The sequence below is a fragment of the Pseudaminobacter sp. Soil_N_29 genome (assembly GCF_057656055.1).
The window spans coordinates 34,369-60,470 of sequence record NZ_JBDGLC010000012.1 but is presented as its reverse complement, the minus strand read 5'-3'; the positions used below and the strand labels follow the sequence as shown (position 1 = coordinate 60,470).

23 protein-coding genes and 1 pseudogene are annotated in these 26,102 nt (G+C 65.5%); 10 read left to right on the top strand and 14 right to left on the bottom strand.

Annotation, left to right across the window (positions count from 1 at the left end):
- The 3 genes and pseudogenes from AC3A4H_RS22360 to AC3A4H_RS22350 all read right to left on the bottom strand — a co-directional run.
- A pseudogene (locus AC3A4H_RS22360) lies at positions 1–333 on the bottom strand (hypothetical protein); the annotation flags it as partial.
- A gap of 312 nt (positions 334–645) precedes the next feature.
- Entirely contained in the window at positions 646–2,325 is a 1,680-nt protein-coding gene (locus AC3A4H_RS22355) for a formate--tetrahydrofolate ligase (protein ID WP_487768679.1), read from the bottom strand.
- Positions 2,326–2,509: 184 nt separating this feature from the next.
- A complete protein-coding gene (locus AC3A4H_RS22350; protein WP_487768678.1) occupies positions 2,510–3,610 on the bottom strand; it encodes a DUF2333 family protein in 1,101 nt (366 codons plus the stop codon).
- 322 nt (positions 3,611–3,932) lie between these two features.
- On the opposite strand from AC3A4H_RS22350, the gene AC3A4H_RS22345 reads away from it, so the two are divergent.
- The 4 genes from AC3A4H_RS22345 (at position 3,933) to AC3A4H_RS22330 (ending at position 9,495) form a co-directional block, all read left to right on the top strand.
- Complete coding sequence (locus tag AC3A4H_RS22345) at positions 3,933–4,880, top strand: choline ABC transporter substrate-binding protein (RefSeq protein WP_487768677.1); 948 nt, start codon at positions 3,933–3,935, stop codon at positions 4,878–4,880.
- 115 nt (positions 4,881–4,995) lie between these two features.
- Positions 4,996–5,850 (top strand): choline ABC transporter permease subunit, encoded by an 855-nt coding sequence (choW, locus tag AC3A4H_RS22340; protein WP_487768676.1) that lies wholly within the window; start codon positions 4,996–4,998, stop codon positions 5,848–5,850.
- On the top strand, positions 5,847–7,031 hold the full coding sequence (gene choV, locus AC3A4H_RS22335) for a choline ABC transporter ATP-binding protein (protein WP_487768675.1): 1,185 nt from the start codon (positions 5,847–5,849) through the stop codon (positions 7,029–7,031). Before choW ends, choV begins: the two co-directional genes overlap by 4 nt.
- Positions 7,032–7,209: 178 nt before the next feature.
- The gene (locus AC3A4H_RS22330; RefSeq protein ID WP_487768674.1) at positions 7,210–9,495 is read left to right on the top strand and encodes an autotransporter family protein; all 2,286 of its coding nucleotides are present in this window, start codon (positions 7,210–7,212) and stop codon (positions 9,493–9,495) included.
- 85 nt (positions 9,496–9,580) lie between these two features.
- Here the strand turns inward: AC3A4H_RS22330 and AC3A4H_RS22325 are convergent, their stop codons facing one another.
- Genes AC3A4H_RS22325 through AC3A4H_RS22310 form a run of 4 tightly spaced genes read right to left on the bottom strand, consistent with a single transcriptional unit; the run spans position 9,581 to position 16,398 of the window.
- Complete coding sequence (locus AC3A4H_RS22325; protein ID WP_487768673.1) at positions 9,581–11,650, bottom strand: hypothetical protein; 2,070 nt, start codon at positions 11,648–11,650, stop codon at positions 9,581–9,583.
- A 1-nt stretch (position 11,651) separates the two neighbouring features.
- Positions 11,652–14,480: a DUF4159 domain-containing protein gene (locus AC3A4H_RS22320; protein WP_487768672.1), complete on the bottom strand. Its 2,829-nt coding sequence runs from the start codon at positions 14,478–14,480 to the stop codon at positions 11,652–11,654.
- On the bottom strand, positions 14,477–15,394 hold the full coding sequence (locus tag AC3A4H_RS22315) for a DUF58 domain-containing protein (RefSeq protein WP_348777691.1): 918 nt from the start codon (positions 15,392–15,394) through the stop codon (positions 14,477–14,479). The genes AC3A4H_RS22320 and AC3A4H_RS22315 overlap by 4 nt, the downstream gene beginning before the upstream one ends.
- Positions 15,394–16,398 (bottom strand): AAA family ATPase, encoded by a 1,005-nt coding sequence (locus tag AC3A4H_RS22310; RefSeq protein ID WP_348777690.1) that lies wholly within the window; start codon positions 16,396–16,398, stop codon positions 15,394–15,396. Before AC3A4H_RS22310 ends, AC3A4H_RS22315 begins: the two co-directional genes overlap by 1 nt.
- 137 nt (positions 16,399–16,535) lie before the next feature.
- Here AC3A4H_RS22310 and AC3A4H_RS22305 point away from each other — a divergent pair, with 137 nt between their 5' ends.
- From AC3A4H_RS22305 to AC3A4H_RS22295, 3 genes are read left to right on the top strand one after another with little or no spacing between them, the layout of a single operon-like run.
- Positions 16,536–17,165 carry a DUF1285 domain-containing protein gene (locus AC3A4H_RS22305; RefSeq protein WP_487768680.1) on the top strand — a complete coding sequence of 210 codons (630 nt, stop codon included), beginning with the start codon at positions 16,536–16,538 and terminating at the stop codon, positions 17,163–17,165.
- A 3-nt stretch (positions 17,166–17,168) separates the two neighbouring features.
- Entirely contained in the window at positions 17,169–17,801 is a 633-nt protein-coding gene (locus AC3A4H_RS22300) for a CoA pyrophosphatase (RefSeq protein ID WP_487768671.1), read from the top strand.
- Positions 17,798–19,072: a CCA tRNA nucleotidyltransferase gene (locus tag AC3A4H_RS22295; RefSeq protein WP_487768670.1), complete on the top strand. Its 1,275-nt coding sequence runs from the start codon at positions 17,798–17,800 to the stop codon at positions 19,070–19,072. The genes AC3A4H_RS22300 and AC3A4H_RS22295 overlap by 4 nt, the downstream gene beginning before the upstream one ends.
- A gap of 12 nt (positions 19,073–19,084) precedes the next feature.
- Here AC3A4H_RS22295 and AC3A4H_RS22290 read toward each other — a convergent pair whose 3' ends face one another.
- From AC3A4H_RS22290 to hemF, 5 genes are all read right to left on the bottom strand, one after another.
- Entirely contained in the window at positions 19,085–19,270 is a 186-nt protein-coding gene (locus tag AC3A4H_RS22290; protein WP_348777687.1) for a DUF1059 domain-containing protein, read from the bottom strand.
- Positions 19,271–19,428: 158 nt separating this feature from the next.
- Positions 19,429–20,331 (bottom strand): alpha/beta hydrolase, encoded by a 903-nt coding sequence (locus AC3A4H_RS22285; RefSeq protein WP_487768669.1) that lies wholly within the window; start codon positions 20,329–20,331, stop codon positions 19,429–19,431.
- A gap of 69 nt (positions 20,332–20,400) precedes the next feature.
- Positions 20,401–20,673 carry a helix-turn-helix domain-containing protein gene (locus AC3A4H_RS22280; RefSeq protein WP_487768668.1) on the bottom strand — a complete coding sequence of 91 codons (273 nt, stop codon included), beginning with the start codon at positions 20,671–20,673 and terminating at the stop codon, positions 20,401–20,403.
- The gene (locus AC3A4H_RS22275; RefSeq protein WP_487768667.1) at positions 20,657–20,899 is read right to left on the bottom strand and encodes a BrnT family toxin; all 243 of its coding nucleotides are present in this window, start codon (positions 20,897–20,899) and stop codon (positions 20,657–20,659) included. Before AC3A4H_RS22275 ends, AC3A4H_RS22280 begins: the two co-directional genes overlap by 17 nt.
- A gap of 111 nt (positions 20,900–21,010) precedes the next feature.
- The gene (hemF, locus tag AC3A4H_RS22270) at positions 21,011–21,928 is read right to left on the bottom strand and encodes an oxygen-dependent coproporphyrinogen oxidase (protein WP_487768666.1); all 918 of its coding nucleotides are present in this window, start codon (positions 21,926–21,928) and stop codon (positions 21,011–21,013) included.
- Positions 21,929–22,042: 114 nt separating this feature from the next.
- Here hemF and AC3A4H_RS22265 point away from each other — a divergent pair, with 114 nt between their 5' ends.
- Positions 22,043–22,300 carry a hypothetical protein gene (locus AC3A4H_RS22265; protein ID WP_348777682.1) on the top strand — a complete coding sequence of 86 codons (258 nt, stop codon included), beginning with the start codon at positions 22,043–22,045 and terminating at the stop codon, positions 22,298–22,300.
- On the opposite strand, the gene soxR is transcribed toward AC3A4H_RS22265, so the two are convergent.
- Entirely contained in the window at positions 22,269–22,751 is a 483-nt protein-coding gene (gene soxR / locus AC3A4H_RS22260; protein WP_487768665.1) for a redox-sensitive transcriptional activator SoxR, read from the bottom strand. The two genes, AC3A4H_RS22265 and soxR, sit on opposite strands and share 32 nt — an antisense overlap.
- 170 nt (positions 22,752–22,921) lie before the next feature.
- Positions 22,922–23,380 (bottom strand): tRNA (cytidine(34)-2'-O)-methyltransferase, encoded by a 459-nt coding sequence (locus AC3A4H_RS22255; RefSeq protein ID WP_487768664.1) that lies wholly within the window; start codon positions 23,378–23,380, stop codon positions 22,922–22,924.
- Between the two features lie 285 nt (positions 23,381–23,665).
- On the opposite strand from AC3A4H_RS22255, the gene AC3A4H_RS22250 reads away from it, so the two are divergent.
- Both AC3A4H_RS22250 and AC3A4H_RS22245 read left to right on the top strand, forming a co-directional pair.
- Positions 23,666–24,118 carry a hypothetical protein gene (locus AC3A4H_RS22250; protein ID WP_487768663.1) on the top strand — a complete coding sequence of 151 codons (453 nt, stop codon included), beginning with the start codon at positions 23,666–23,668 and terminating at the stop codon, positions 24,116–24,118.
- A 22-nt stretch (positions 24,119–24,140) separates the two neighbouring features.
- Positions 24,141–26,009, top strand: coding sequence for an ABC transporter ATP-binding protein (locus tag AC3A4H_RS22245; RefSeq protein WP_487768662.1), 1,869 nt, complete (start codon positions 24,141–24,143; stop codon positions 26,007–26,009).
- Positions 26,010–26,102 lie beyond the last annotated feature (93 nt).

The window sequence follows — 26,102 nt, the reverse complement described above, 5'->3', positions numbered from 1 at the left end:
GGCCGGGGCCGCCGGACGCAGGATCGGCTGGAAAGTCGCCGTGGCCGGCGCCGGCTCGCTCGCTAGCGGAGCCCGCGACGGAGCCGCAAGAGGCTGGCTCGGCGGCACGGCGCTTGCCAGAGGTCCGGCCGGGCGAGGCGATGGCTGCGGTGCAGCGGGCGGCGTGCTCTGGTTGGCTGGCGAAGGCAGCGGCCGGGAAGCCGCCGCGGAAAGGGGCTCGGTGCTCGCCGCGCCGGCGGCCGCCTGGCCGACCGGGTTCGTGACGCTGCGCAGCAACTCGTATTCGAGCGGGTCCACGTCAAGGGGGGCATCTGCGAGTTTGAAAACTTTCAAGGACTTACTCCACGCATGATCTGCCCGGAAGATCGAACGCACACGCGGTCCGTCCTCGCCAGAATCCCTGCCGGCGAGCGGTGAATGCGCGTTGGATGATCCGGTAAGTCCCCCGTACCCAAGCGGCCGCACATTTATTGGTAAATATGGCGTTACTTGGCCCGGCATCCGGCAATTCGCAGGCATTCCGCCGCTTTTGCGCGGTTTTGGCGTCGTCTGGAGCGCCTCGGTCAAACAGAAACGCCGCGCGGGGTGGCCGCGCGGCGTCGTGGCATGTGGTGGGCCGGCGCTGACGGCCGGCCCCGTCCGGGCTTAGAACAGGCCCTCGATCTGGCCGTGCTCGTTGAGGAAGATCTTTTCCGACGACGGCACCTTGGGCAGGCCCGGCATGGTCATGATCTCGCCGCAGATGACGACGACGAAGCCGGCACCCGCCGACAGCCGCACCTCGCGCACCGGCACGGTGTGGCCGGTCGGCGCGCCGCGCAGGTTGGGGTCGGTCGAGAACGAGTACTGCGTCTTGGCCATGCACACCGGCAGGTGGCCGTAGCCCTGTTGCTCCCAGGCGTGCAACTGGTCGCGGACCGACTTGTCGGCGATCGCCTCGGCGCCGCGGTAGATGCGCTGGACGACGGTGTTGATCTTGTCGAACAGGCTCATCTCGTCGGCGTAGAGCGGCGCGAACTGCGCCGCGCCGGACTCGGCCAGCTGCACCACCTTGTGCGCCAGCTCCTCGATGCCGGCCGAGCCCTGGGCCCAGTGCCGGCACAGGATCGCCTCCTCGCCCATGGCGGCGACGAACTCCTTCACCGCCTGGATCTCGGCCTCGGTGTCGGCGTGGAAGTGGTTGATCGCCACCACCGCCGGCACGCCGAACTGCTTCACGTTCTCGATGTGGCGGCCAAGGTTGGCGCAGCCCTTCTTCACCGCCTCGACGTTTTCCGCGCCGAGGTCTTCCTTCTTGACGCCGCCGTTCATCTTCAGCGCGCGCACGGTGGCGACGATGACCGCGGCCGCCGGCTTCAGGCCGGCCTTGCGGCACTTGATGTCGAAGAACTTCTCCGCGCCGAGATCGGCGCCGAAGCCGGCCTCGGTGACGACGTAGTCGGCGAGCTTCAGCGCGGTGGTGGTGGCCATCACCGAGTTGCAGCCATGGGCGATGTTGGCGAACGGGCCGCCATGCACGAAGGCCGGGTTGTTCTCCAGCGTCTGCACCAGGTTGGGCTGCATGGCGTCCTTGAGGAGCACGGTCATGGCGCCGTCGGCCTTGATGTCGCGGGCAAAGACCGGGCTCTTGTCGCGGCGGTAGGCGATGATGATGTCGCCGAGGCGCTTTTCGAGGTCATTCAGGTCGGTGGCCAGGCACAGGATCGCCATCACCTCGGAGGCGACGGTGATGTCGAAGCCGGCCTCGCGCGGGAAGCCGTTGGCCACGCCGCCGAGCGAGCAGACGATGTCGCGCAGCGCGCGGTCGTTCATGTCCATGACACGGCGCCAGGCGACGCGGCGGATGTCGATCTGCTGCTCGTTGCCCCAGTAGATGTGGTTGTCGATCAGGGCCGACAGCAGATTGTGGGCGGTGGTGATGGCGTGGAAGTCGCCGGTGAAGTGGAGGTTCATGTCCTCCATCGGCACCACCTGGGCATAGCCGCCGCCGGCCGCGCCGCCCTTGACGCCGAAGTTGGGCCCGAGCGAGGCCTCGCGGATGCAGGTGATGGCCTTCTTGCCGATGCGGTTCAAACCGTCGCCGAGGCCCACCGTGGTGGTGGTCTTGCCCTCGCCGGCCGGGGTCGGGTTGATGGCGGTGACTAGGATCAGCTTGCCGTCCTTGTTGCCCTTGACCGACTGGATGAAGTCGGCCGACACCTTGGCCTTGTCATGGCCGTAGGGCAGCAGGTGCTCCGGCGCGATGCCGATCTTGGCGCCGACCTCCTGGATCGGACGCTTCGTGGCCGCGCGTGCTATTTCGATGTCTGTCTTGAATTCGGACATAGGCAGAAGATCCCTTCCGTTGCATTTCCAGTTTTGGCGACGCGCGATCCGGCGTCTTTCGCCGGGCATAGAATCCCGACGGGGCTCGTTTTCGCCGTCTCAAAACAGCCGTGCAATACGCGGATTGCGACAGACGGGGAAGCAGTCGTCCCCAAGCGCCCCGATAACGCTGTTTGGCGTCGGGTCAGCGCGACAGGACGTTGCTGATTTCCACCAGGTTGGAGCGCACGCGCAGGATGTAGAAGCCCATCGTGATCAAATGCGACGGCATGATCCAGCCGGCTTCAGCGCCATTGGAGATGATGAAGGGCTGGATGTTGAGCGCCGAGCGCGTCTGCTGCTCCATCGTGTTCCAGAGGCTGTCGAGATTGCGCGTGCGCAGCACGTCCTCGAAATCGGCATGCGCGGCCTTGAGCAGGCCGTAATAGCCGTAGAGCTGGCCATAGGCGAACCAGAAGCGGTCGTCGGCGCGCGGGTCGAGCCAGCCATTGCTGTGGTTTTCGGCACGGTCTTTCAGTATGGCCGAGGTGCTGCCGATGTCGTTGGCGATGCGGTCGATGAACTGGATCAGGTTATCGGCGCGCGCGTCGAAGACGGCGCCGCATTTTTCCAGCCGGGTGTTGAAGGCGCGCAGGCTCTTGATGGCCGAGCGGTAGTAGCTGGGCGTCGGCGTCTTGGGGCCGAAGGGCCGTAGCCCGAAATACCAGGTGTATTCGTCAAACTGCATATTGCCGCGCGCCGACTGAAGGTCGGTATCGACCTGGCTTGTGCCGCGCACGCGGCCGAGATTGTCGGCGAGTTCGGTGGTGGTGCGCCGCACCGCCTGATTGATGCCGCGCTGGAACGAGGCCTTGTTGTCGAGAAAAGGGGTGTCGTCCCAGGACAGGCCGAAGAAGCCGAGCTTGTAGAGAAGCATCGACGAGATCCAGGCATTCTGGTTGACGTTGAAGTCGGTGAGGTCGGCGGTGACGTCGGCTATGGCCGAGCGGGCGCAGGTCTTGGTTGCGCTGCCGTCGTTCTCGGCCAGCTGCTCGCCCGCAGTGGTGCTGCGCTTTTCGAACTGGTAGGCGTCGGCGTAGTCGGGATTGAAGTTGGTCCAGGCCTGCGTCTGCCAGATGAAATAGCCATAGAGGCCCGCAATGCCGGCCACGCAGAGGGCGGCGACGGCCTGAAGAATCCAGTTCTGCCGGTAGTACCAGCCCCAAACCCGCCTGAACGGCCAGGCGACAACGCGGCCGATTGATCTGAGCGCCCGGATGAAGATGTTGGAACTGTCGTCAAGCATCTGATTTCCGATGTTCCTCTCAATGGACCGGCGCGAAAACCGCGGCCTATCGGCGCAGCGACCGGCACGATCATATCGCCGTCTTCCAGATATTTTGTTTTGACGCTCATCACAACCTACGGCGGGCAATATGTGCGGGTGCAGGGGGGACGGCGTGTCGCTTGTGAAGGGAGAATTTGTCGTCTCCAGCAAACTCCGCGCCGCGCCTTGCCCACCCGCGGCGCTTGAAACCATTCAAAAATGATGTTTGGCTAAAACACGAACGGCTTGACGCCGCACACCATTCGCTCTGCCAGCAAATTTTCAATGGGAGACACGCAATATGTCGCGTATGAAATCATTCGCCATGTCATTCGGTATGGCGGCGGTTCTTTTTTCGGGCAGCGCACTCGCAGCCGAATCCGAAAGCTGCAAGAAAGTGCGTTTCTCCGATGTCGGCTGGACCGACATCACCTCCACGACTGCTACCGCGTCGGTCATTCTCGAGGCGCTGGGTTATGCGCCCGACGTGCAGGTGCTGTCGGTGCCGGTAACCTATGCTTCGCTCAAGGCCAAGAACATCGACGTGTTCCTGGGCAACTGGATGCCGACCATGGAAGCCGACATCAAGCCCTATCAGGAAGACAAGTCGGTCGAGACGCTGGTGGTGAACCTGCAGGGCGCGAAGTACACGCTTGCGGTTCCGTCCTACACCTATGATGCCGGCCTCAAGGACTTCGCCGACATCGCCAAGTTCAAGGACAAGCTGGACAACAAGATCTACGGCATCGAGGCCGGCAACGACGGCAACCGCCTCATCCTGGACATGATCGAAGCCGACACCTTCGGCCTCAAGGGCTTCGAGCTGGTGGAGAGCTCGGAGGCCGGCATGCTCTCGGCGGTGACCAAGGCGGCGGGCGCCAAGAAGGATGTGGTTTTCCTGGGCTGGGAACCGCACCCGATGAACTCCATGGTCGACATGAAGTACCTGACCGGCGGCGATGACGTGTTCGGGCCGGATTTCGGCGGCGCGACGGTCGCCACCAACGTTCGCGCCGGCTATGCCACCGAGTGCCCGAACATCGGCAAGTTCCTGACCAACCTCGTTTTCTCGCTGAAGATGGAGAACGAGATCATGGGCGCGATCCTCAATGACAGCGCCGAGCCGAAGGCAGCCGCGACTGCTTGGCTGAAGGCCAATCCCGAGGCAATGACGCCTTGGCTCGAGGGCGTGACGACCTTCGACGGCGGCGACGCGACGGCTGCGGTCAAGTCGGCCCTCGGTCTCTGAGCGCCAACGCGGAATCTTGACGGCGGGGCGGCAATGGCTGCCCCGCCGTTTGCTCCATGGGTGGGAGCGGCGCCACCCCCGCAAACGGGGGAGGCAATGAAAGAGAGGAGATAGGGTGGATCCGGTTTCGGCATTTATCTCGGGCGTCAAGGTTCCGATCGGGCGCTGGGGCAAGCAATTCTTCGATTTCCTGACCACGAACTTCGAGTGGTTTTTCAATTCGGTCGCTTCCGGTCTTGCACTTGCGCTGGAAGGCCTGGTCGACGCGCTGCTGTGGCTTCCGCCGATAGCGCTGATCGCGCTGATTGCGCTGATCGCCTGGTATCTGCAGCGCTCCTGGAAGCTGGTGCTGGGCGTCGCGATCGGGCTGCTGTTCATCGTCAACCAGGGGCTGTGGAAGGAAACCATCGAGACGCTGGTGCTCGTGGTGGCCGCCGCAGCAGCCTCCATGGCCATCGGCGTGCCGATAGGCATCTGGGCCGCCCACAGCGAGCGGGGCTACCGCGTGCTGCAGCCGGTGCTCGACCTGATGCAGACCATGCCCACCTTCGTCTATCTCATTCCGGTACTGATCCTTTTCGGCCTCGGCATCGCGCCGGGCCTGATCGTCACCGTCATTTTCGCCGCGCCAGCGCCGATCCGGCTCACCTATCTCGGCATCACTTCGGTTCCGAAGCCCATGATCGAGGCCGGCGAGGCATTCGGCGCCACCAGGCGGCAATTGCTGTGGAAGGTGGAGTTGCCCGCCGCGCTGCCGACGATCATGGCTGGGCTCACCCAGTGCATCATGCTTTCGCTGTCGATGGTGGTGATTGCCGCGCTGATCGGCGCCAATGGCCTGGGCAAGCCGGTGGTGCGCGCGCTGAACTCGGTCAACATCCCGCTCGGGCTCGAGGCGGGCTTGGCCATCGTCATCCTCGCTATCATTCTCGACCGCATGAGCCGCATTGGCACGGGAGGCGCAAAATGAGCGCGGCCGTCGATTTCAAGAATGTCGACATCGTCTTCGGCACTGCCCAGAAGGAGGCGCTGGAACTGATCGACAAGGGCGCGAGCCGCGCCGAGATCCTCGAAAAGACCGGCGCGGTGCTGGGCTGCGCCGGCTGCAACCTGACCGTCAACGAAGGCGAGATCTCGGTGCTGATGGGGCTTTCGGGCTCCGGCAAGTCCACTCTGCTGCGTGCGGTCAACCTGCTGAACGTGCCCGCACGCGGCAGCGTGATGGTCAAGGACGGCGGCCGGATGGTGGATGTGGCAAGCTGCGATGCCGCCACGCTGCGCCACATTCGGCAGACGCGCGTGGCCATGGTGTTCCAGCAGTTCGGCCTCTTGCCGTGGCGCACGGTGGAGGAGAATGTCGGCTTCGGCCTGGAGCTTTCGGGCGTGCCCGAGGCCGAGCGTAAGGAGCGCGTGAGGAAGCAGCTGGCGCTGGTTGGCCTCGACCAGTGGTCGAAGAAATACGCGCATGAGCTTTCCGGCGGCATGCAGCAGCGCGTGGGCCTGGCGCGGGCCTTCGCCACGGAAGCGCCGATCCTGCTGATGGACGAGCCGTTCTCGGCGCTCGACCCGCTGATCCGCACCAAGCTGCAGGACGAACTGCTGCAGCTGCAGGACAAGCTGAAGAAGACGATCATCTTCGTCAGCCACGACCTGGAAGAGGCGCTGAAGATCGGCACCCACATCTCCATCATGGAGGGCGGGCGCATCGTGCAGACCGGCGCGCCGGAGGACATCGTGCTGCGCCCAGCCAGCGACTATGTCCGCGACTTCATCTCCAACGTGAACCCGCTGTCGGTGCTGACGGCCTGGAACGTGATGCGCGACCGTCGCGACCTGGAGCACGCCGGCGGAGATGGCTGGCTGTGGCTGGATCGCCGCCAGACCACGCGCTTCAAGATCGACAAGGATGGGCTGGTGACTGCGGCCGAACGCAACGGGCAGCCGGCGATCTGGGTTTCCTGCGATGAGGTGGAAACGCTGCCGCCGGACGCGCCGCGCGTGTTCTGGGCGCGGCCGGGCACCACGCTGAAGACGGTGATGCTGGCCATGCACCGCTCGCAGACCTCGCCCGTGGCACTGTTCGACGAACAGTCGCGCTTTGTCGGCGCGATCGGCATCCGTGACGTGCTGTCGGCCGTGTTGCGGCGATAGTAAAGCCAACAACGAACGTTGCATAAATGAAACGCGCCGGAAGATTTACATCTCTTCCGGCGCGTTTCTATCTTGTGGTTTCCACATGAGGCGAAAGCAAAGCTTGAAAAAGAAACGTCGATAGGGTCAAAGTCGATTTCCCGACAGCAATGCGGCGCGCATATATTCGCGAGGTGACATGGCATTGATTCCTGTAGGCATGCAGCGCTCGCTTGCAATTTCCCTCTTCGCAGCGACCGCGTTGGTCTCCTGGCCGGCATTTTCCCAGAGCTTCACGATCCAGCCCGGACAGACGGAAGGGCACCAGGTGATGGGCGACGCCGGCGACACCGGAACGGTGAAGGCGGGCGGCAAGATCGAAACGTCTGGTTTCCAAATAGATGGCGTTGCGATGCGGGATGACCACCAGCGGCTGACCAATGATGGCACAATCGAAACCTCTGGAGAGGAGGCGGCCGGCGCCTACTTCATCGGCGATGGTGCCACCATCGTCAACAACGGCCTCATCCGTTCGACCGGGGTAAACGCATTCGGGATACTCGGCCACGACCTGGGCGCCGCCGATGCGGTGATCCTCAACAATGGAGGGATCGAGGCCACGAGTTTTGGCATCCTGGTGGACGGCCCCCGTGCGCAGGTGCGCAATTCCGGGTCGGGCAATGTCGCGATCTCTGGCGAAAAAGGGGTCGGCATATTTCTGCGTGGTGAGGACTCCAGCGTCGCCAACGATGGACTTATCCGGATCCTGAACAAGGGTTCAACCGGCATCGCGGTGGGCGGGGATCGCAGCACGGTCGGAAACAAGGGGCAAATCGAGACAACGGGCTACGGGACCACGGGCATCGCTGTCGGGGATGCGGTTTTGTCGATATCCACCTCGGATGTTACCGTTTTGAACGACGGTTCCATCCGCACCAGCGGCGAGGCCAGCCATGGCGTTGCGGCAAATGGCGACCGTTTCACCATTTTCAATCGGGGGGCGATTGACAGCAGCGGGGAGGCTTCCGGGGGGATTGTTGTCGGTGGCGACGATGCAAGTATATCGAACACCGGCACGATCAGGGCTTCGGGATCGGTAACAGTAGGAATCGGCGTCGGTATTGGCGCAGGCCCGGGTGTCGGCCTCGGCGACTACGCGGTCATCCACAACAGCGGTTCGATCATCGTCAGCGGCCTCGGCTCCATTGGGGTCGGCACTGACGGGAACAACGCCATCGTCACGAATTCCGGCAAGATCATCAACGACGGCGATGGAGCCATCTTGTTCGGCGGCGACAACGCCAGGCTCAACCTGCTGGCCGGCACGGCTATCCAGGGCGACATCATCTTCGGCGGCGTCGACAACACCGTTACATTCGGCTCCGGGCTGAATGCGATGATGACCTTTTCCGGCATTGTCCCCAACGTGGTGATGGCCGGTGACCGGCCCTTCGTGGTCAGCGGCGACAAGGTGGCGGTGCTGGATACGGCAGGCTTCAGCAGCGCTCACGCGGTGGTGGCAGATCTGACGGGCGATATTGCCGGCGCGGTGGAAGACAGGCTCGCCGTGGCGCGGGGGGAAGGGTTCCGCGGCGTCTTCGGCGTGACCGGCGACCTGCCGTTTGACGCCGACGCCTTGCCTGAGAAGATGGGGCCGGTGTTCTGGGCGACAGCCCTGGGAGGCTATCGCTCGCAGGATGGCTCGGACGACGAGGCGGGCTTCCGCAACTCGCTCGGCGGCGTGATGTTCGGCCTCGAGGGAGAGGTTTCCGACCATTGGCGCGGCGGCGGGTTTATCGGCGCGGCCGGCGGCTCGGCCCGCGTGGACGGCTCGATCCACGACATCGACCACAGCAGCTTCTTCGGCGGCGGCTACCTGGGCTATGCGTCGATCCTGAACTTCGCCGATCTTTCGCTTTCCGTAGGCTCCATGCGCCAGAGCAGCGACCGCCGCATTGCCAACAACACGGTGCAGGGCGGCATCGAGACTGCGCACGCCAGGTTCGACGGCGTCTATGTCAGCCCTTCGGTGGCGGTCGGAACGCGCATGGAGGTTGGCGGCACGGTCGTGGTTCCCAGCCTGCGGCTGCGCTATGCCGGCCTGTTTCTGGATGGCTATGAGGAGAGAGGCGCCGAGGATGCTTTGACGGTGGATTCGCGCAACGTGCATGTCTTCGAGGCGCGCGGCCAGGTCGCCCTGCCGCTGACGCCATGGGCCACCGAGAGCGGCGTCCTGGCCACCAGGCTGAGGGCCGGCGTGGACGGCATCGCACAAAGCCGCGGCAACGTGTCCGCCACGCTTCTGGGGCAGGACATCGTCTTTACCCCGGGCGGAGACAGGGGTGCGATCCGCGGCTTTGCCGGCGCAGACTTCACCTTCGTCAACGCCTCCAGCATGCAGATCAACGGCACCGTCGAGGCAGGCTATGGCAGCGACCAGGCCTTCATCGCCGTGGCGCGCGCGGGGCTGAGCATTGCGTTTTGAGGCTGGCTGAAGCTGCGGGCTTCGATGCCGGCCGAAGCAATAGCGGTCAGCCCCGACCCGAAAAAGCGCTTGTTGGGGGAAACCGCTACCGCCCCTCGCGGTACCACATGGCGCCCAGGGCGGCGAGCAGAAGGCCGAGGCCGAAGAAGCCGGCGAACAGCGGCACGCGGCTCACCGATTTGAGCACGCTGTCGTCGGTAGTCTTCAGGCCGATCCAGTCGCGGCCCGCGGCTTCGGCATTGCCGCGCACCGGAACGATGCTGGGCACTGCGATGCCCGCCCCCTCGGCAAGCCGGCGCGCGCTGCCACCGGTCTTTTCCGCATAGGGCTTCAGTACCGCCTCGGTGGAAACCATGTCGCCGAATTCGGGCGCGTTGATCGGGCCGATATGAGCGAGCGCCGTCAGGTCGCCATTGCCGACCTGGTAGAGGCCGATTTCCTTGGCCACCACGCTGCCGGAGAAGATGCCGGGCTCGGATTGCGTCAGCGGCACGGTCATGGCCTTGCCGGAGGGGGTGATGACCTGTGCGCTGCCGGCGTTGTCCTTCATGGTCTGGCGGCGCACGTCCAGCGTCATGCCGCGGCCGCTGGCGGTAAGGCGTTCCTCCTCGAGCTCGGGCTCCTTCATCAGCCAGTGGGCGATGCGGCGATAGAGCGAGACATGCGGGCCGCCGCCTTCATAGCCGCGCGCCCACAGCCAGCCCTGATCGGACAGGAACATGCCGACGCGGCCTTCGCCCTTGCGGTCGAGCACAAGCAGCGGCCGGTCGTCGGGGCCCTTCATGACGACCTCGCCATCGGGCTGGTTGATGCCGATGATGCGGAACCAGCGGCTCCAATGCGGCGGCTCGGCTGTCGAGCCTTCCAGGCCCCGCGTGACCGGATGGCGTTTGCCGAGATCGGTGAGGCGCGGATAAAACCCCTTCTCCACCACCTCGCCGGTGGGCGTGGCCGGCAGCGCAGGCAGTAGCGGCGTGCGCGCGATGGACTGCTGGCCGGCATATTCGGGCCCGGCGGCGATGAGCAGCGCGCCGCCCTTTTCGACATATTCGGCGATGTAGTCGTAATAGAGGATCGGCAGCACGTCGCGGTGCTGGTAGCGGTCGAAGATAATGAGGTCGAACTCGTTGATCTTGTCCACGAACAACTCGCGCGTCGGGAAGGCGATGAGCGAGAGTTCGTTGATCGGCGTGCCATCCTGCTTTTCGGGCGGACGCAGGATGGTGAAGTGCACGAGGTCGACCGAGGCGTCGGACTTGAGCAGGTTGCGCCAGGTGCGCTCGCCGGCATGCGGCTCGCCGGAGACCAGCAGCACGCGCAGGTTCTCGCGGATGCCGTCGACCAGCGCCACGGCGCGGTTGTTGATGTCGGTGATCTCGCCTTCCTCGCGGTCGACGGCGACCTCGACAATGTTGCGGCCCGCAGCCGGCACGGTGATGCGCAGCGGCATTTCCCGGCCGATGGTCGCGCGCTCGACGGAGACCTGCTGGCCGTTGATAGAAACGCGCACGTTCACATCGCCGGTCTCGCCGCCCGTGGCGATGACGCGATAGCTCATGTCGAGCGGCTTGCCGACGATGCCGAAGCGCGGCGACTTCTCGAAGCGGATGCGGCGGTCCTTCTCGCCTTCCTCGCCGGTGATCAGCGCGTGAAGCGGCGCATGGATGCCCGGCGCGCCGGGCGGCACGTCATGCACCTGGCCGTCGGTGATCATGATGGCGCCGCCGATGCGCGAGGGCGGCACATCGCGGAAGGCGCCGTCGAGTGCGGAGAACAGACGGGTTTCGGTGCGCTCGTCGGCGGCGTCGGCCTTGCCGGCCTCGACCACGCGGACCTCGAACTGCTTGAAGCGGGCGAGCCGTTCCTTGAGCGCCGTCAGGGCCTGGTCGGTCTGGGCGGCGCGGTTGCCGATGTCCTGGCTGGGGCTGCGGTCGACCACCAGGGCCACGACGCTTTGCAGCGGCTCGCGGTCCTCGTCCAGAAGCACCGGGTTGAAGAGGACGGCGGCAAGTGCCGCCAGTGCCGCCAGCCGCAGGAGCGAGCCGCGCCGGCGGAAAAACAGGCCGGCCAGGGTGAGGATGGCGAGCGGCACCAATATGAGGGCCAGCAACTGCCAGCCGAGCAGCGGTTCGAAGGAGAGCGTCCAGTTGCTCATGCTACTGCCCCAGCCTCTCGAGCAGGGCGGGCACATGGACCTGGTCGGACTTGTAGTTGCCCGTCAGCATGTACATGACGATGTTGACCCCGACGCGATAGGCGTAGAGCCGCTGCATCGGATCGGACGGCACGGTGGGGAACATCGGGTCGCCGTTTTCGTCGACGGCCCAGGCGCCGGCGAAATCGTTGGCGGTGATCATGATGGGGGTGACGCCATCGCCGGTTCGCACCGGGCGATGCTCGGGATTGGCGGCTTCAAGCGATGCCTCGACCCAGAGCGGACTGCCGTTGAAGCGGCCGGGAAACTCCGGAAGGATGTAGAAGGATTTGGTCAGCACGTGATCGGACGGCACCGGCTCCAGCGGGGGCACGTTGAGTCCGGCCAGTATGTCGCGCAGCCTTTCCGTGGAAGGGCTGGTGGAATTGGCGTCGATGCCGCTGGCATATTGGTCGCGCGTGTCGAAAAGCACCGTGCCGCCCTGCTGCATATAGGCATCGATGCGCGCGATCGCCTCCTGCGAGGGCAGCGGCGCCTTGGGGTCGATCGGCCAGTAGATCAGCGGATAGAAGGCCAGTTCGTCGCGCGCGATATCGACGCCGGCCGGCTTGCCGGGATCGAGCGCGGTCTTTTCCACCAGGAAGCGGGAAAGGCCGTCGAGGCCAGCGCGGCTGATGGAATCGATGGCGGCGTCGCCGGTGATGACATAGGCAAGCCGCGTCTTCGAAACGGCCTCTATGGCCTGCTCGTCGCCGGGCTTTGAATCGTCGGCGCGCGCATGGGGCGCCGACGCGAAGAACAGCGCGCCCGCCGCAAGAAGCACCATCGCGGCGCCGGCGCCGCGCGCGGCGTTGCGGCTGCGCCGGCCGGCGAACATGCCGCCCAGCCAGAACACGGCCAGCGTGTCCAGAAGCATGAGAGCGAGCGCTGCCGCCACGAGCGGTCCCTTGAGGTCGTGGGATTCGTTCACAGCATAGCGCATTTCGGTGACGGGAGCCGCGATCTGGGGGCGCACGAGCGGCGCAAGCGTTGCGTCGGCGGCCAGCAGATTGTGCGCGACCACGCCGTCCTCGCTGCCATAGAGGCCGGGCGGGTTCTCTATGCTGACCGGTACCGCCCCGCGCCCAACCGTGAGCGGCCGCGCCTCTGCGGGCGGAGGCACCAGCGAACCATCGGCCGCGATCATGCGATATGGCGCCAGCGACGCTACCTGGCCCTCGGCATTGGCGGCAAGGCTGCCCTGGTTGCGCGACATCTGCACCAGGCGGCGCAGCATTTCCACGAAGCTGCCGGAGATGGGCAGGTTGGACCATGTCGCATCCGGCGCGGTGTGGAAAAGAACGATCGTGCCCTTTTCGCGCCGCGCGCCGGTGACCAGCGGCGTGCCGTCGGCAAGGTTGGCCCAGGTGCGCTCGACCAGATCGGCGGTGGGCTCGGCCAGCACCTGCCGGCTGACGGCGACTTCCGACGGCGGGGCGAGATCGGAGAAGGGTCCGGTCTTGGGGAATTCGGTGACCGGCTGCGGCTCGGTCCATGACAGCGCGCCGCCCAGCGAGCGCTCGCCGGTGCGCAGGCGCACCGGCAGCAGGTCGTCGTCATTGCCGGCGGCGGCCAGGCGGGAGCCCGCAAAGCGCACCAGCATTCCGCCATTGTTCACCCATTCCACCAGCTTCTGGCGGGCGGGCTCGGGGACGGTGCCGATGTCGGCCATGACGATCATCGCCGGCTTCTGTTCCAGAAGCTGCGGGATGGCGTCGGCAAGGTCGCGGCTTTGCGGCTCGACCAGATCGGCATAGGGCGAGAGCGCGCGGCGTATGTAATAGAGCGGCGCCAGGAGCGGCTGCGCCTGGTCCGCCTCGGCCTGCGAGATGAGGCCGACGCGGCGACGCTTTGAGCTTTCGTCCAGCACGCGCACTGCACCCGCATGGTTCTCGCCGTCGATGCGGAGCGCGGCGAAATCGTTGCGCAGCTCGAAGGGAACCTTCATCAGTCCGGTGCCGACGGTTTTGCCCGCGCCGAAGGCGATGGCCGCATCGGCGATGCGTCGGCCCTTGTCGTCGAAGGCGCCGGCCCCAACCTGCCGGGGGGCAGGATCGGAGGAAGGACGCACGGCGGTGAGCGCAAAGCCGTCGAGCTGGTTTTCGGCCTTGGTCAGGCCCACTGTGGCGATGCGGTCGGGCACCGCCCAGACGACGCTGGCCGGACCCTTGCCCAGAAGTGTGGCAAAGGCGGCCTCGTCGCCCTTTGCGGCCAGGCCGTCGGCCAGAACGGCAATGCTGGCGCCGGGCATGGCGTCGAGTGCCGCCGCGACGCGGGCATAGACGCCGGGACGATCGGTGGGGATCGGGCGCGGCTTGGCGGCGCGCAGCTTGTCGCGCGCGGCCCGCGCGTCGAATGGGCCGATGTCGGCGTTGGGCTTCTCGGCGGTGAAGGCGAGCAGGATCCGCTGGGCGCCGGCCGCCGCGTCGTCGATCAGGCGCTCGGCGGTGGCGACCCGGCGGTTCCAGTCGGGCGCGGATGCCCAGCCATTGTCGATCACCAGCGCCAGCCCGCTGCCGGCAGCCGGCAGCTTCTCACGCGGGTTGAAGACGGGTTCGGCCAGCGCCATGATCACCAGCGCGGCCATCAGCAGCCGCAGCAGGGTGAGCCACCACGGGCTGCGGCGAGGCGTTTCCTCGCGGCGCAACACCCGCGCCAAAATCTTCAGCGGCGGAAAGACCTCCGTCTCCGGCTTGGGCGGGGTGAGCCTGAGCAGCCACCAGATGACGGGCAGCGCAAGCAGACCCCACAGGATGGCCGGGAAGCCGAAGGAGAGCGGCAGCCAACTCATGCGCGCACCCCGGAGGCGTAGCCGCTTTCGGCGCTCATGGCCATGTGCACCTGCACCAGCGCCTCGGAGGCGAGACGGTCGGTGTGGTTGACGGTGTAGCTCCAGCCCAGGCGCTTGCACCAGGCGGCAAGCTCTTCGCGGCGGGCGGTGTAGAGCAGGCGGTAGTCGGCGCCGAGCTGTTCGGCGCGGCCGGCGGTGAGCTTTTCACCGGTTTCGGGGTCGGTAAATTCGGTGCGGCCGGAATATGGGAAGCTTTCCTCGACCGGGTCGGCGATCTCGATCAGATGCGCGCGGGCGCCGCGCCGGGCGAGCGTGTCGAGCCATTCCTTGGTTTCCTCGACCGGATCGAGGAAATCGCTGGCGATGACGACGTCGGAAAAGCGGCGGACGGCGCTGAGGTCGGGCCGGTGCGGAAGCGCGCCGGCATGGGTGAGGTGGGCCGCCAGCCGCTCGGCGCCGTTGCGGGCAGTGAAGGGATCGGTGAGGCCCGGCCAGGCTATGCGTTCGCCGCCGCGCGACAGAAGCTCGGCCAGCGCGAGTATAAGCACCAGCGCGCGCGAATCCTTGGAAACATGCGCAGCCCTCGATTGGTAGAGCATGGAGGCAGACGGGTCGGCCCACAGCCACACGGTATGGGCTGCCTCCCATTCGCGATCGCGCACATAGATGTGGTCGTCGCGGGCCGAGCGGCGCCAGTCGATGCGCGACAGGCTCTCGCCCTCGACATAGGGGCGGAACTGCCAGAAATTCTCGCCGATGCCGCGCTTGCGGCGGCCGTGCCAGCCGGAAATAACGGTGTTGACGACGCGGCGCGCCTCGATCAGCAGGTCGGGAACGAGAAAAGCGCGCTGCCTTGCGCGGGCAAGGGCGTCTTTCGTACCGACAGGAGGCGAGGCCGCGCCGATGCGTGCCATCAGATTCCCTTCACCAGCCGCGCCACCACGTCGCGCACGCTCATGCCTTCGGCGCGGGCGGCGAAGGTAAGCGCCATGCGGTGCTGCAGAACCGGCTCGGCCAGCGCCTTCACGTCGTCGATCGACGGCGCCAGCCGCCCGTCATAAAGCGCGCGGGCGCGGGTGCAGAGCGTCAGCGCCTGGCTGGCGCGCGGGCCCGGACCCCAGGCCACATGCTTGTCGGTCTCGGCGTCACCCTGGCCCGGCCGCGCCGAGCGCACCAGATCGAGGATCGCCTCGACCACGCTTTCGGGCACCGGCATGCGACGGATGAGCCGCTGGATCTCCTGCAGGCGCGCGGGCGAAAGCACGTTGGCGGCCCTGGCCTCCTCGACGCCGGTGGTTTCCAGAAGGATGCGCCGCTCGGCTTCGATGTCAGGATAGTGGATGTCGATCTGCATCAGGAAGCGGTCGAGCTGGGCTTCCGGGAGCGGATACGTGCCTTCCTGCTCCAGCGGGTTCTGGGTGGCGAGCACGTGGAAGGGGGCAGGCAGGTCGTGGCGCGCGCCAGCGACGGTGACGTGATATTCCTGCATGGACTGCAGCAACGCCGACTGCGTGCGGGGGCTCGCGCGATTGATCTCGTCGGCCATCAGAAGCTGGGCGAAGATCGGGCCCGGAATGAAGCGGAAGGAGCGCTTGCCGCTTTCGTCCTGCTCCATCACCTCGGAGCCGAGAATGTCGGAGGGCATCAGGTCGGGCGTGAACTGGACGCGGCGCGAATCGAGGCCGAGCACGATGCCCAGCGTTTCCACCAGCTTGGTCTTGGCCAGGCCCGGCACGCCGACCAGCAGGGCGTGTCCGCCGGCCAGCAGCGCAACCAGCGTGCGTTCGATCACGCTTTCCTGGCCGAAGATGACCTTGCCGACGCCGTCGCGAATCTTGGAAATGTCGCGCAATGCCTTTTCGGCGTCCGCGATCATTTCCTTTTTGGCGATCGAGGGGTCCTTGATCACTACGCTCATGCCGCTTGGAACCTCACTTGTCCGGGAAGGTGGCTGCCGTTTCGTTGGCCACGATTAGCACTTTTGCCGCGCAGATGAATGAACTTAAATCACGCACCAAGGCTGACAAGCTTAACAACAGTGACTATTTCGTGACCATGACCAAAGACGAAGCACATATTGAAGGCGGGCTCACGAAGGTCGGCGACGCTGCCGGTCTTCAGGCACTTATCTCGCGCGCGACCCGGGCCGGACAAGGGCTTCCGCCCGTGGAACGCTGGAATCCGGACTTCTGTGGCGACCTCGACATGGAGATCCGCCAGGACGGCACCTGGTTCTATCTTGGCACGCCCATCGGGCGCATGCCGCTGGTGCAGCTTTTCTCCACGGTGCTGCGCAAGGACGCCGACGGCAAGACCTATCTGGTGACGCCTGTGGAGAAGGTGGGCATCCGGGTGGTGGATGCTCCTTTCGTTGCCGTGGAGATGACGGTGACGGGCGAGGGCGACGGGCAGGTCATCACCTTCCGCACCAATGTGGGCGACGTGGTGGAAGCCGGGCCGGACCGCCCGATGCGCTTCGTGGACGAGGATGAGACCGGGGGCCTGAAGCCCTACGTGCTGGTGCGCGGCCGGCTGGAAGCGTTGGTGGCGCGGCCGGTGATGTATGAGCTGGTCGAATATGGCGAGGAGATCGAGATCGACGGCGCGCTGATGTTCGCCGTGCGCTCGAAGGGTGAGGTTTTCCCGATCATGACCGCCGAGAAGCTGCGGCGGCTGAGCGCCTGAGCCATGGACAGGTTCGCCCCACCGCTGTTTTCCGCCCGCGATTTTCGCGAGCGCGTGGTGCGCCTGCATCCGGAAGATGTCAGTCACGACTATGGCGACCACTATTTCAATCCGGGCTTCGGCGATCTGATCCGCCGCGAAAACCTGCGCGCGGCGGCGGTGCTGATTCCCGTGGTGGACCATGGCGACGAGGCGAGCCTGATCCTGACCAAGCGGGCGGAGAAGCTGCGCAGCCATTCGGGCCAGGTGGCGTTTCCGGGCGGGCGCATCGACGCCACTGACCCGACGCCGGAATTTGCGGCACTGCGCGAGACGACTGAGGAAATCGGGCTCGGTGCCGACCGCGTCGAGATCATCGGGCGCATGCCCGACTATGTCTCGGGCAGTGGCTACCTCATCGCGCCTGTTCTTGGCATCGTTCGGCCCGACTTTCACCTGACGCTGAACGCGCATGAGGTGGACACCGCCTTCGAGGTGCCGCTGCGCTTCCTGATGGACCCGGCCAACCACCACCAAGGCAGCCGCATGTGGGACAACCGCAAATGGGTCTATTACGACATGCCCTATGGCGGGCAGCGCATCTGGGGCGTGACTGCGGGCATCATCCGCACTCTTTATGAAAGGTTTTATGCATGAGCGGCAGCGTGTCGATTGCCGGCAAGGCGCCCTGGCTGGGCGATGCCGACCTGCAGAAGCTGCTGAAGGCGCTGAGCGCGGATGGCCAGCAGGCGCGGATCGCCGGCGGGGCGGTGCGCAACGCCCTGCTTGGACAGCCGGTGGCCGATGTGGACATCGCCACCACGACCGAGCCGGACGAAACGGCGCGCCGCGCCAAGGCCGCCGGCTTCAAGACGGTGCCGACGGGGGCCGACCACGGCACGATCACCGTGATTGCTGGCGGCAGGCCGTTTGAGGTGACCACGCTGCGCGCCGATGTCGAGACCGACGGCCGCCGCGCCAAGGTGCGCTTCGGCCGCGACTGGAAAGCGGATGCCGAGCGGCGCGACTTCACCATCAACGCGCTCTATGCCGAGGCCGACGGGCAGTTGGTGGATCTGGTCGGGGGGCTTGCCGATCTCGAAAGCCGCATGCTGCGTTTCATCGGCGATCCGGAAGCGCGCATCCGCGAGGACTTTCTGCGCATCCTGCGCTTCTTCCGCTTCTTTGCCTGGTATGGCGCGGGCCGACCTGACGCGGAGGGGCTGAAGGCGTGCGCGCGGCTGAAAGAAGGGCTCGACCAGCTGTCGGCCGAGCGCGTGTGGAGCGAATTGAAGAAGCTGCTTGCCGCGCCCGACCCTTCGCGCGCGCTTCTATGGATGCGGCAGGCCGGCGTGCTGACGCGCATTCTGCCGGAAAGTGAGAAATGGGGCATCGACGCCATCCACGCGCTGGCCCGGACCGAGGCCGATCTGGGCTGGCCGGCCGACCCGATGCTGCGGCTGGAGGCGATCGTGCCGCCGGACGCGGCGCGGTTGGCCGCACTGGCGGAACGGCTCCGGCTTTCCAACGCTGAAGCCGAGCGGCTGGCGCAGTGGGCCGGCGCTTCCGCGCCGGCGCCTGCGATGAGCGAGGGCGCTTTTGCGAAAATGCTCTATCGCGGCGAGCCGGGTGGCATTGTCGACCGCCTGAAGCTGGCGCTCGCTTCGGCGCGCGGCCGCGCGGCCGAGGACGACAAGGCGATGATGGAGGCCGGCGGCTATTCCCGCCTGCTGGGCTTTTCGGCGAAATGGGAAAGGCCGGTGTTTCCGGTCAATGGCGGAGACCTTGCAGCGCTCGGCGTGGCCAAGGGGCCGAAGATGGGCGACATGCTGCGAGCGCTCGAAAGCGCCTGGGTCGATTCTGGTTTTGCGCTGGAACGCGGCGCACTCCTCGAACGCGCCGCAGAGAGCCTGAAGGCGACGACCTGAGCCGGTTCGGGATCAGGCCGCGTCGCGAACCTTCTCGATGCGGGAGCGGATCGCCTCGATCATCGTCTCGCGGATGATGGTTTCGCCATGGGTTTCGCGCATGTGCTCCACCGCGCGGCGCATGACTTCAGCTTCTTCTTCGTGACGGGTATGCCATTGGCAGCCGGGGACGAGCGAGCCGCACTGAAATTCCTTCATCGGTTTCTCCTTTCCTCGCATCGTTGTTCGGACCGCGATGATAGCACGCAAAGCGCCGCCGGGCTGCCCTTATCGGCCTTCGATCAAATCATTCTGATGGGCCAGCCTTGCACGAGGGCCCGGCTCGAACATTCCGCCCCAAGCCTCTGATGGGGAAGCTAGTTCAGCGAAACCGCATTGGAGAGGCCCAGCCACTCGCTGACGATCCTCACGTCCTCGTCGCCGAGGCCGTGGCCGGCTTTGATGGTGCGGGCGTCGAGGCCCGCGCCATGGCCCTTCAAGGTTGCCTCCAGCGCCGGCGCGAAGGGGGCGTAGGTGGTGTCGGAGGCCCCGGCCACCACGAGGAAGCGCGTGCCGGAGAGGCTGACGTCGGGCACCGCATCGAGCACCGGCATCGGCCGCAGCAGAACCGCGCGTTCGATCAGGCCCGGATGCAGCAGCGACAATGCCGCCAGCAGGTTTGCGCCGTTGGAATAGCCAAGGAAGACGGTGTGATCGAGGTTAAGCACCTTTTTCTTCACCGCATCGGCGAGGAAGCTGGCAAAGGCGGCGGCTTCCGAGCGGATGTCGCGCTGGTCGAAGCTGGTCGGGGTCAACCGCCGGTACCAGCGCTTCTTGCCGTCCTGCACGACGCGGCCGCGCACGCCTACCAGCACCGCACGCGGCGCAATGCGCGATGCGAGCGACATCAGCGTGGTCTCGTCGCCGCCGGAACCGTGCAGCAGCACCAGCGTCTCGGCGGAGGCGTTTTCCGGCCGCTTGACCAGAACGGTGAAATTGTCGGCGTGGATGATTGAAGATGCGTTGGCGTCGGCGGGCAGGGCTGTCGTAGCCGAGCCGGGACTTGCAGGCTGCGCGATGTTTTTTTCATCGGCCAACAACTCGGGACAGCCCCGCGGCGAGGGGGCCGACGAGAGCAGGCGTTCCTGAGTGCTCGAAGCCGCCATTCTGGCCTGCGATCCGTTGCGCTCGCATTCAGATAGGTCGCGTGCCCCGGCGGCGCCAGCCGCGCCGAGGGCGAGGAGCAGGGTGAGGGTGCCGGTAAAGGATTTCTTAGCCATGCGCCGAGACTGTCAGCCAAAAGTTAACCAACATTCTAGGCGCCGACCGAGACACGGCCAGTGCGACAGTCAGGCCGCGCTTCTTTTCTCCAGCCGCTTGCGCATTTCGCGGGGGTCGTCCGCGATCAGGTCGATGAGGGTTCTCGCGACCGGGTCGGGATGCGTCCTGCGCTGCTCCCAGTTCTGCAGTGTGGCGACTGGGATGCCGAGGAGATTCGCGAAGTCGCCCTGACTCATCAGGAGAGCGGCTCGGGTCGCCTTCAGCTTGGCCGCTGCGTCAGGCAGGCGAGTGTTGCTTTCGTCCCATTCGGGGCTGTCGGCGAAGTCAGGATCGTCGACCATATCTTTTGATCTCCCTGTCGTTCGCCTTGCGGACGGATATTATGTGCAAGGTATCGCCGCGAACCGTGTAGACGCAAACGAAGAGCCGCTCTTCCACATAGCCAAAGGAGATCAGGCGATCTTCGCCGTAGTCGCGACGATCATCCAATCTCAAGGCTACCTGGTTGCGAATGACATCCACGCCAAGCGCGAGTGAAAATCCACCGCTCGACCCGGGTCTTCTCATCCTTTGCCGGATCGAACGAAATCTTCATCCACAACCCGAGATTTTCCCGGATTATGCGCTCTTAGCGTATGTCGTTCAAGCGTCATGTGCGCGGCTAGCGCATGCAACGCCTCACGGCCACTTCACCGCCGGCGGCATGCTCGACAGGATCGAGTTGACGTTGCCGCCGGTCTTCAGGCCGAAGATGGTGCCGCGGTCGTAGAGCAGGTTGAACTCGACATAGCGGCCGCGGCGGATGAGCTGTTCCTCGCGGTCGGCCTCGGACCATTCGGTGCTGAAATTCTTGCGCACCAGATGCGGATAGACCACCAGGAAGGAGCGGCCGACATCCTGCGTGAAGCGGAAATCGGCATCCCAGCCGCCCATCTCTTCGGGCGAGTGCAGCCAGTCGTAGAAGATGCCGCCAATGCCGCGCGCCTCGTTGCGGTGCGGGAGGAAAAAGTACTCGTCGCACCAGGTCTTGAACTTGGCGTAGTCGGCGACTTCGGGGTGCTTGCCGCAGGTAAAGGCAAAGGTCTTGTGGAAGGCCTGGGTATCGGGATCTTCCTGCGTCCGGCGCCGGTCGAGCACGGGGGTGAGGTCGGCGCCGCCGCCGAACCACTGGCGCGAGGTGACCACCATGCGCGTGTTCATGTGCACGGCCGGCACGTTGGGGTTCCAGGGATGCGCGATGAGCGAGATGCCGCTGGCCCAGAAGCGCGGGTCTTCCTCGGCGCCAGGCATCTGCTTGCGGAACTCGGGCGAGAATTCGCCGTAGACGGTGGAGACGTGGACGCCGACCTTCTCGAAGACGCGGCCATGCATCATCGACATGACGCCGCCGCCGCCCTTGCCTTCCTCGCGCTGCCAAGGCGTGCGCGCGAAGCGGCCGGGGGCCCATGAGGCGGCCTGGGTGGCGGATAGATCGTCTTCCAGTTTCTCGAAGGCGGCGCAGATGCGGTCGCGCAGTTCCTCGAACCAGATGCGGGCAGTTTCCTTCTTGGCTTCGATGTCGGCGGGCAGGCCGGCCGGGATCTCTGGGCGCTCCATGCGGTCTCCACTGGTTCTGGCGATGCCGGCCCTCGGGCGGCATGCTGCACAAATGACTCGTTTTTTCTCGACGTGATCCCTAATCTGTAAATGATCTGGGTCAAGGAGTTCCTCGTGCGTACCCCGACGAGACCGCCGCTGGATGGCCTGAAGAAGAGGCTGGAACAGAGCCGTGCCGAGCGCGCGCGCACGCCGCGCGACGGTTTCCTACGCGAGACATTCGTGCTTCCGCGCGGCGCGGCGCGCGCCAAGGCCAAGGAATGGTTCGAGCGCTGGCCGAAACAGGCCTACTGGACGACAATCGAAAGCTGGTACGAGCGCCCCGGCGACGTGATCGAGTTCACGATACGGCGGCTCCCTTCGTCCGACTAGCCGCCTTTCGCGCCGCGCCCACCAAAAGCCGTCGCGGGCCAGGCCCCTCGGCGCCAAGGCGGTCGCCGGCATTGTGCAGCGGGCAGCGGTCGAGCGACATGCAACCGCAACCGATGCAGCCGGTGAGCCCGTCGCGCAGTCTCTGCAATTGTTCGATGCGGCGGTCGAGGTCTGCTGCCCAACCTTCGGAAAGCACACGCCAATCGTCGCGCGTGGGGGTGCGGCCGTCCGGCAACGTGGCCAGCGCCTCCGCGATGTCGGCAAGCGAGATGCCGACCTCCTGCGCCACGCGGATGATGGCGACGCGGCGCAGCACATCGCCGCCGTAGCGGCGCTGGTTGCCCGCCGTGCGATGGCTGCGGATGAGCCCCTTAGTTTCGTAGAAATGCAGCGCCGAAACCGCGACGCCGCTGCGATGCGCCACCTCGCCGACGGAAAGCTCCTTGACCATCTTCGATTTCCCGCTTGACCTCAAGTTTGGTTGAGGTTGTAGCAAGGCATCCTTCGCCACGCAAACCGAAGGATGCAGTCATGTTCGCAAAGGTGGAAATTGCAGGATGGGTGAGGCTGCGCGGGCGGCGCATCGCGCGCCTGGCGGTGATTGCGGGCGTGGAAGACGTTTCAGCCGAGCTGCCGCATCGCCTCGCCGGCGGCCATGGCCGCGCTGAGCGCCAGGTTCAGGCTGCGGCCACCGCCGCGCATGGGGATGAGCAGCCGCGCGTCGGCGCGTTCGTGCACATGATCGGGTACGCCCGCCGACTCGCGGCCAAACAATATTATGTCGCCATCGGCATAGCGGAATTCGGTGTAGGGCAGGGCGCCCCTGGTGGTGAACAGCAGCAGCCTGCGCCCTTGCGCCATGCGCCACGCGTCGAAGGCCGCGAAATCGACATGGCGCGTCAGGGCGGCCATTTCGAGATAGTCCATTCCGGCCCGGCGCAGGTTTCGGTCGGAGAGATCGAAGCCGGCCGGCTCGATGATGTCGACGGCGAGGCCAAAACACGCGGCCATGCGCAGTATGGTGCCTGTATTGCCGGCGATGTCGGGCTGGTAGAGCGCGATGCGGATGCCTTCGTTCAATATCTTACTCTGCTGATCTGTTGCTTGCAGGCAACTGTTTCATTTTCGTCACCGAAATTTACTTGGCCGGCATGGTGTTTGCCGCCGAAAGGGGCTATAGAGCCCGCATTGTCAACTCGAACCGAGGGAGGAATGCATGCATCCACGTGTCTTCTTGCTCCCAACCCGCGGCCATAAGGCCTGACGGCGGTTTCGGTTCGACGCTTTAGCACCATCTGACATTTCAAAGCAGCATCGTCTCGATTTCCGCCGGAACTTCTTCTCCGTTCCCGAAGGAATCCTGCGATGTTTTATCGGTTTGCCAAGGGGCGCAAGGCCCCGTCTGAACTGCCCTCCCGAATTGCGCGCCGGCTGAGCAGCGGCACCAGCCTGCATGAGCGCAAGCTTGCCGCCTGGGCGCTGGCCATCGGCGCGCGCGTGCCGCTGGAGCTGCCATCCGAAGGGCGGCGACGGCGCGGCAGCCTGCCCGACATCGATTTGTCGGGCGCTGGCCCCGATCCAGGCTATCGCTCGCCGATCCGGCGGCTGATCGACTGGCTGCGTGCCTTTGCCCGGCCGGCTGTGCCGACAGCGACGCCTGACATGACAGTGTCAGGAACGGCGTGCGATGGGGTCGGCGCGAAGGCGCAACCATATTACACTGGTCAGGCCGGAATCGCCGCCCCTGGCGATTCCGCTTCGACCGGCGAAGAGATGCAAGAAGACGCATGCGAGCGCCCGCTGCAGCACGCCGCATGACCCGAACGTGAAGAGAATCAAGATGTTTCGCTGGTTTGAACAGAGACTGGATCCGTTTCCTGCCGACAAGCCGGTCGAGCCGCCGCGCACGCTGGTTGGGTTCTGCTGGCATTTCACCAAGCCGGCCTGGCCCTTCGTGCTTGTCGCGGCGATTACCATGGCGCTGATCGCCATCATGGAAGTCTGGATGTTCGGCTTCCTCGGCAACATCGTTGACTGGCTGTCGGCGCACGACCGCGAGACTTTCCTGCAGACGGAGTGGTGGAAGCTCGCGGGCATGGTGCTGGTCGTCGCCTTCGTCTTGCCGGCGACGGTGGCGCTGTCCTCGCTCAACACCTACCAGACGATGTTCGGCAACTATCCGATGCGCATCCGCTGGCAGGTGCATCGCTACCTGCTCAACCAGTCGATGACCTTCTACCAGGACGAGTTCGCCGGCCGCATCGCCACCAAGCTGATGCAGACGGCGCTGGCGGTGCGCGAAACGGTCATCAAGTTCGTCGAGGTGCTGAACTATGTGACCGTCTATTTCCTGGGCGTGCTGGTGATCGTCGGTTCGGCCGATTGGCGGCTGGTGACGCCGCTGCTGGTGTGGCTGGGCTGCTATCTGGTCGCGCTGCGCTTCTTCGTGCCGCGGCTCGGCAAGGTTGGGGCAGCGCAGGCCGATGCCCGCTCGCTGATGACCGGGCGCATCGTCGACAGCTATACAAACATCCAGACGGTAAAGCTGTTTTCCCACGCCCGGCGCGAGGCCGATTATGCACGCGAGGGCATGAGCGATTTCATGCAGACCGCCTACGCGCAGGGGCGGCTGATCACGCAGTTCTACATAGTCGTCTATGCGCTCAACTCGCTGCTGCTCCTGTCGGTCGGCGCGCTTTCGATCAAGCTGTGGCTCGGCGAGGTCGTCACCATCGGCGCTGTGGCGGTGGCGATCGGCCTGGTGCTGCGGCTGTGGGGCATGTCGCAGTGGATCATGTGGGAGGTGTCCGGCCTGTTCGAGAACATCGGCACGGTGCAGGACGGCATCACCTCCATTTCGTTGCCGCGGCTGGTGGAGGACAAGCCCAATGCGCCCGAGCTCACGGTGCCTAGGGGCGAGATCGAGTTCGACAAGATCGGGTTCCACTACGGCAAGGGCAAGGGCATCATCGAGAACCTGTCGCTGACGATCCGGCCCGGCGAAAAGGTGGGGCTGGTCGGGCGTTCGGGCGCGGGCAAGTCGACGCTGGTCAACCTGCTTCTGCGCTTCTACGACCTCGAAAGCGGCCGCATCACCATCGACGGGCAGGATATTTCCGCGGTGGCGCAGGATTCGCTGCGTGCTGAGATCGGCATGGTCACGCAGGATACCTCGCTGCTGCACCGCTCGGTGCGCGAGAATATCCTCTACGGCCGGCCGGATGCGGGCGACGAGGCCATGCTGGAGGCCGCCCGGCGTGCTTCCGCCGAAGACTTCATCGCGACGCTGGCCGACGCCAAGGGCCGCACGGGCTATGAGGCGCATGTCGGCGAGCGCGGCGTGAAGCTGTCGGGCGGCCAGCGCCAGCGCATCGCGATCGCCCGCGTCATGCTCAAGGATGCGCCGATCCTGATCCTTGACGAGGCGACCTCGGCGCTGGACTCCGAGGTGGAGGCGGCGATCCAGGAAAACCTCTACCGGCTGATGGAGGGCAAGACGGTGATTGCCATTGCCCACCGGCTTTCCACCATCGCGGCCATGGATCGCCTCGTCGTGATGGACAAGGGCCGCATCATCGAGGAAGGCACGCACGAGGAACTTGTCGCGCGCGGCGGGCTTTACGCGCAGTTGTGGATGCGCCAGTCCGGCGGCTTCCTGCCGGAGGAAGTCGACGGAGCGGCGGTCGGAAAGGAACTCGCCGCCGAATGAGGATGCGTTTGCGTCAGCGAGGAAGCATCGTCATTCCGCCCATGTTGGCCGGCATGTTTTCCCGCTGCGAGCACCTATATTGGTGGAGCGGCG

Coding starts and splice junctions, on each gene's coding strand:
- AC3A4H_RS22355 (WP_487768679.1), bottom strand. CDS start 2,325: ATGTCCGAATTCAAGACAGACATCGAAATAGCACGCGCGGCCACGAAG.
- AC3A4H_RS22350 (WP_487768678.1), bottom strand. CDS start 3,610: ATGCTTGACGACAGTTCCAACATCTTCATCCGGGCGCTCAGATCAATC.
- AC3A4H_RS22345 (WP_487768677.1), top strand. CDS start 3,933: ATGTCGCGTATGAAATCATTCGCCATGTCATTCGGTATGGCGGCGGTT.
- choV (WP_487768675.1), top strand. CDS start 5,847: ATGAGCGCGGCCGTCGATTTCAAGAATGTCGACATCGTCTTCGGCACT.
- AC3A4H_RS22330 (WP_487768674.1), top strand. CDS start 7,210: ATGGCATTGATTCCTGTAGGCATGCAGCGCTCGCTTGCAATTTCCCTC.
- AC3A4H_RS22325 (WP_487768673.1), bottom strand. CDS start 11,650: ATGAGCAACTGGACGCTCTCCTTCGAACCGCTGCTCGGCTGGCAGTTG.
- AC3A4H_RS22320 (WP_487768672.1), bottom strand. CDS start 14,480: ATGAGTTGGCTGCCGCTCTCCTTCGGCTTCCCGGCCATCCTGTGGGGT.
- AC3A4H_RS22315 (WP_348777691.1), bottom strand. CDS start 15,394: ATGGCACGCATCGGCGCGGCCTCGCCTCCTGTCGGTACGAAAGACGCC.
- AC3A4H_RS22310 (WP_348777690.1), bottom strand. CDS start 16,398: ATGAGCGTAGTGATCAAGGACCCCTCGATCGCCAAAAAGGAAATGATC.
- AC3A4H_RS22305 (WP_487768680.1), top strand. CDS start 16,536: ATGACCAAAGACGAAGCACATATTGAAGGCGGGCTCACGAAGGTCGGC.
- AC3A4H_RS22300 (WP_487768671.1), top strand. CDS start 17,169: ATGGACAGGTTCGCCCCACCGCTGTTTTCCGCCCGCGATTTTCGCGAG.
- AC3A4H_RS22295 (WP_487768670.1), top strand. CDS start 17,798: ATGAGCGGCAGCGTGTCGATTGCCGGCAAGGCGCCCTGGCTGGGCGAT.
- AC3A4H_RS22290 (WP_348777687.1), bottom strand. CDS start 19,270: ATGAAGGAATTTCAGTGCGGCTCGCTCGTCCCCGGCTGCCAATGGCAT.
- AC3A4H_RS22285 (WP_487768669.1), bottom strand. CDS start 20,331: ATGGCTAAGAAATCCTTTACCGGCACCCTCACCCTGCTCCTCGCCCTC.
- AC3A4H_RS22280 (WP_487768668.1), bottom strand. CDS start 20,673: ATGGTCGACGATCCTGACTTCGCCGACAGCCCCGAATGGGACGAAAGC.
- AC3A4H_RS22275 (WP_487768667.1), bottom strand. CDS start 20,899: ATGAGAAGACCCGGGTCGAGCGGTGGATTTTCACTCGCGCTTGGCGTG.
- hemF (WP_487768666.1), bottom strand. CDS start 21,928: ATGGAGCGCCCAGAGATCCCGGCCGGCCTGCCCGCCGACATCGAAGCC.
- soxR (WP_487768665.1), bottom strand. CDS start 22,751: ATGGTCAAGGAGCTTTCCGTCGGCGAGGTGGCGCATCGCAGCGGCGTC.
- AC3A4H_RS22250 (WP_487768663.1), top strand. CDS start 23,666: ATGTTTTATCGGTTTGCCAAGGGGCGCAAGGCCCCGTCTGAACTGCCC.
- AC3A4H_RS22245 (WP_487768662.1), top strand. CDS start 24,141: ATGTTTCGCTGGTTTGAACAGAGACTGGATCCGTTTCCTGCCGACAAG.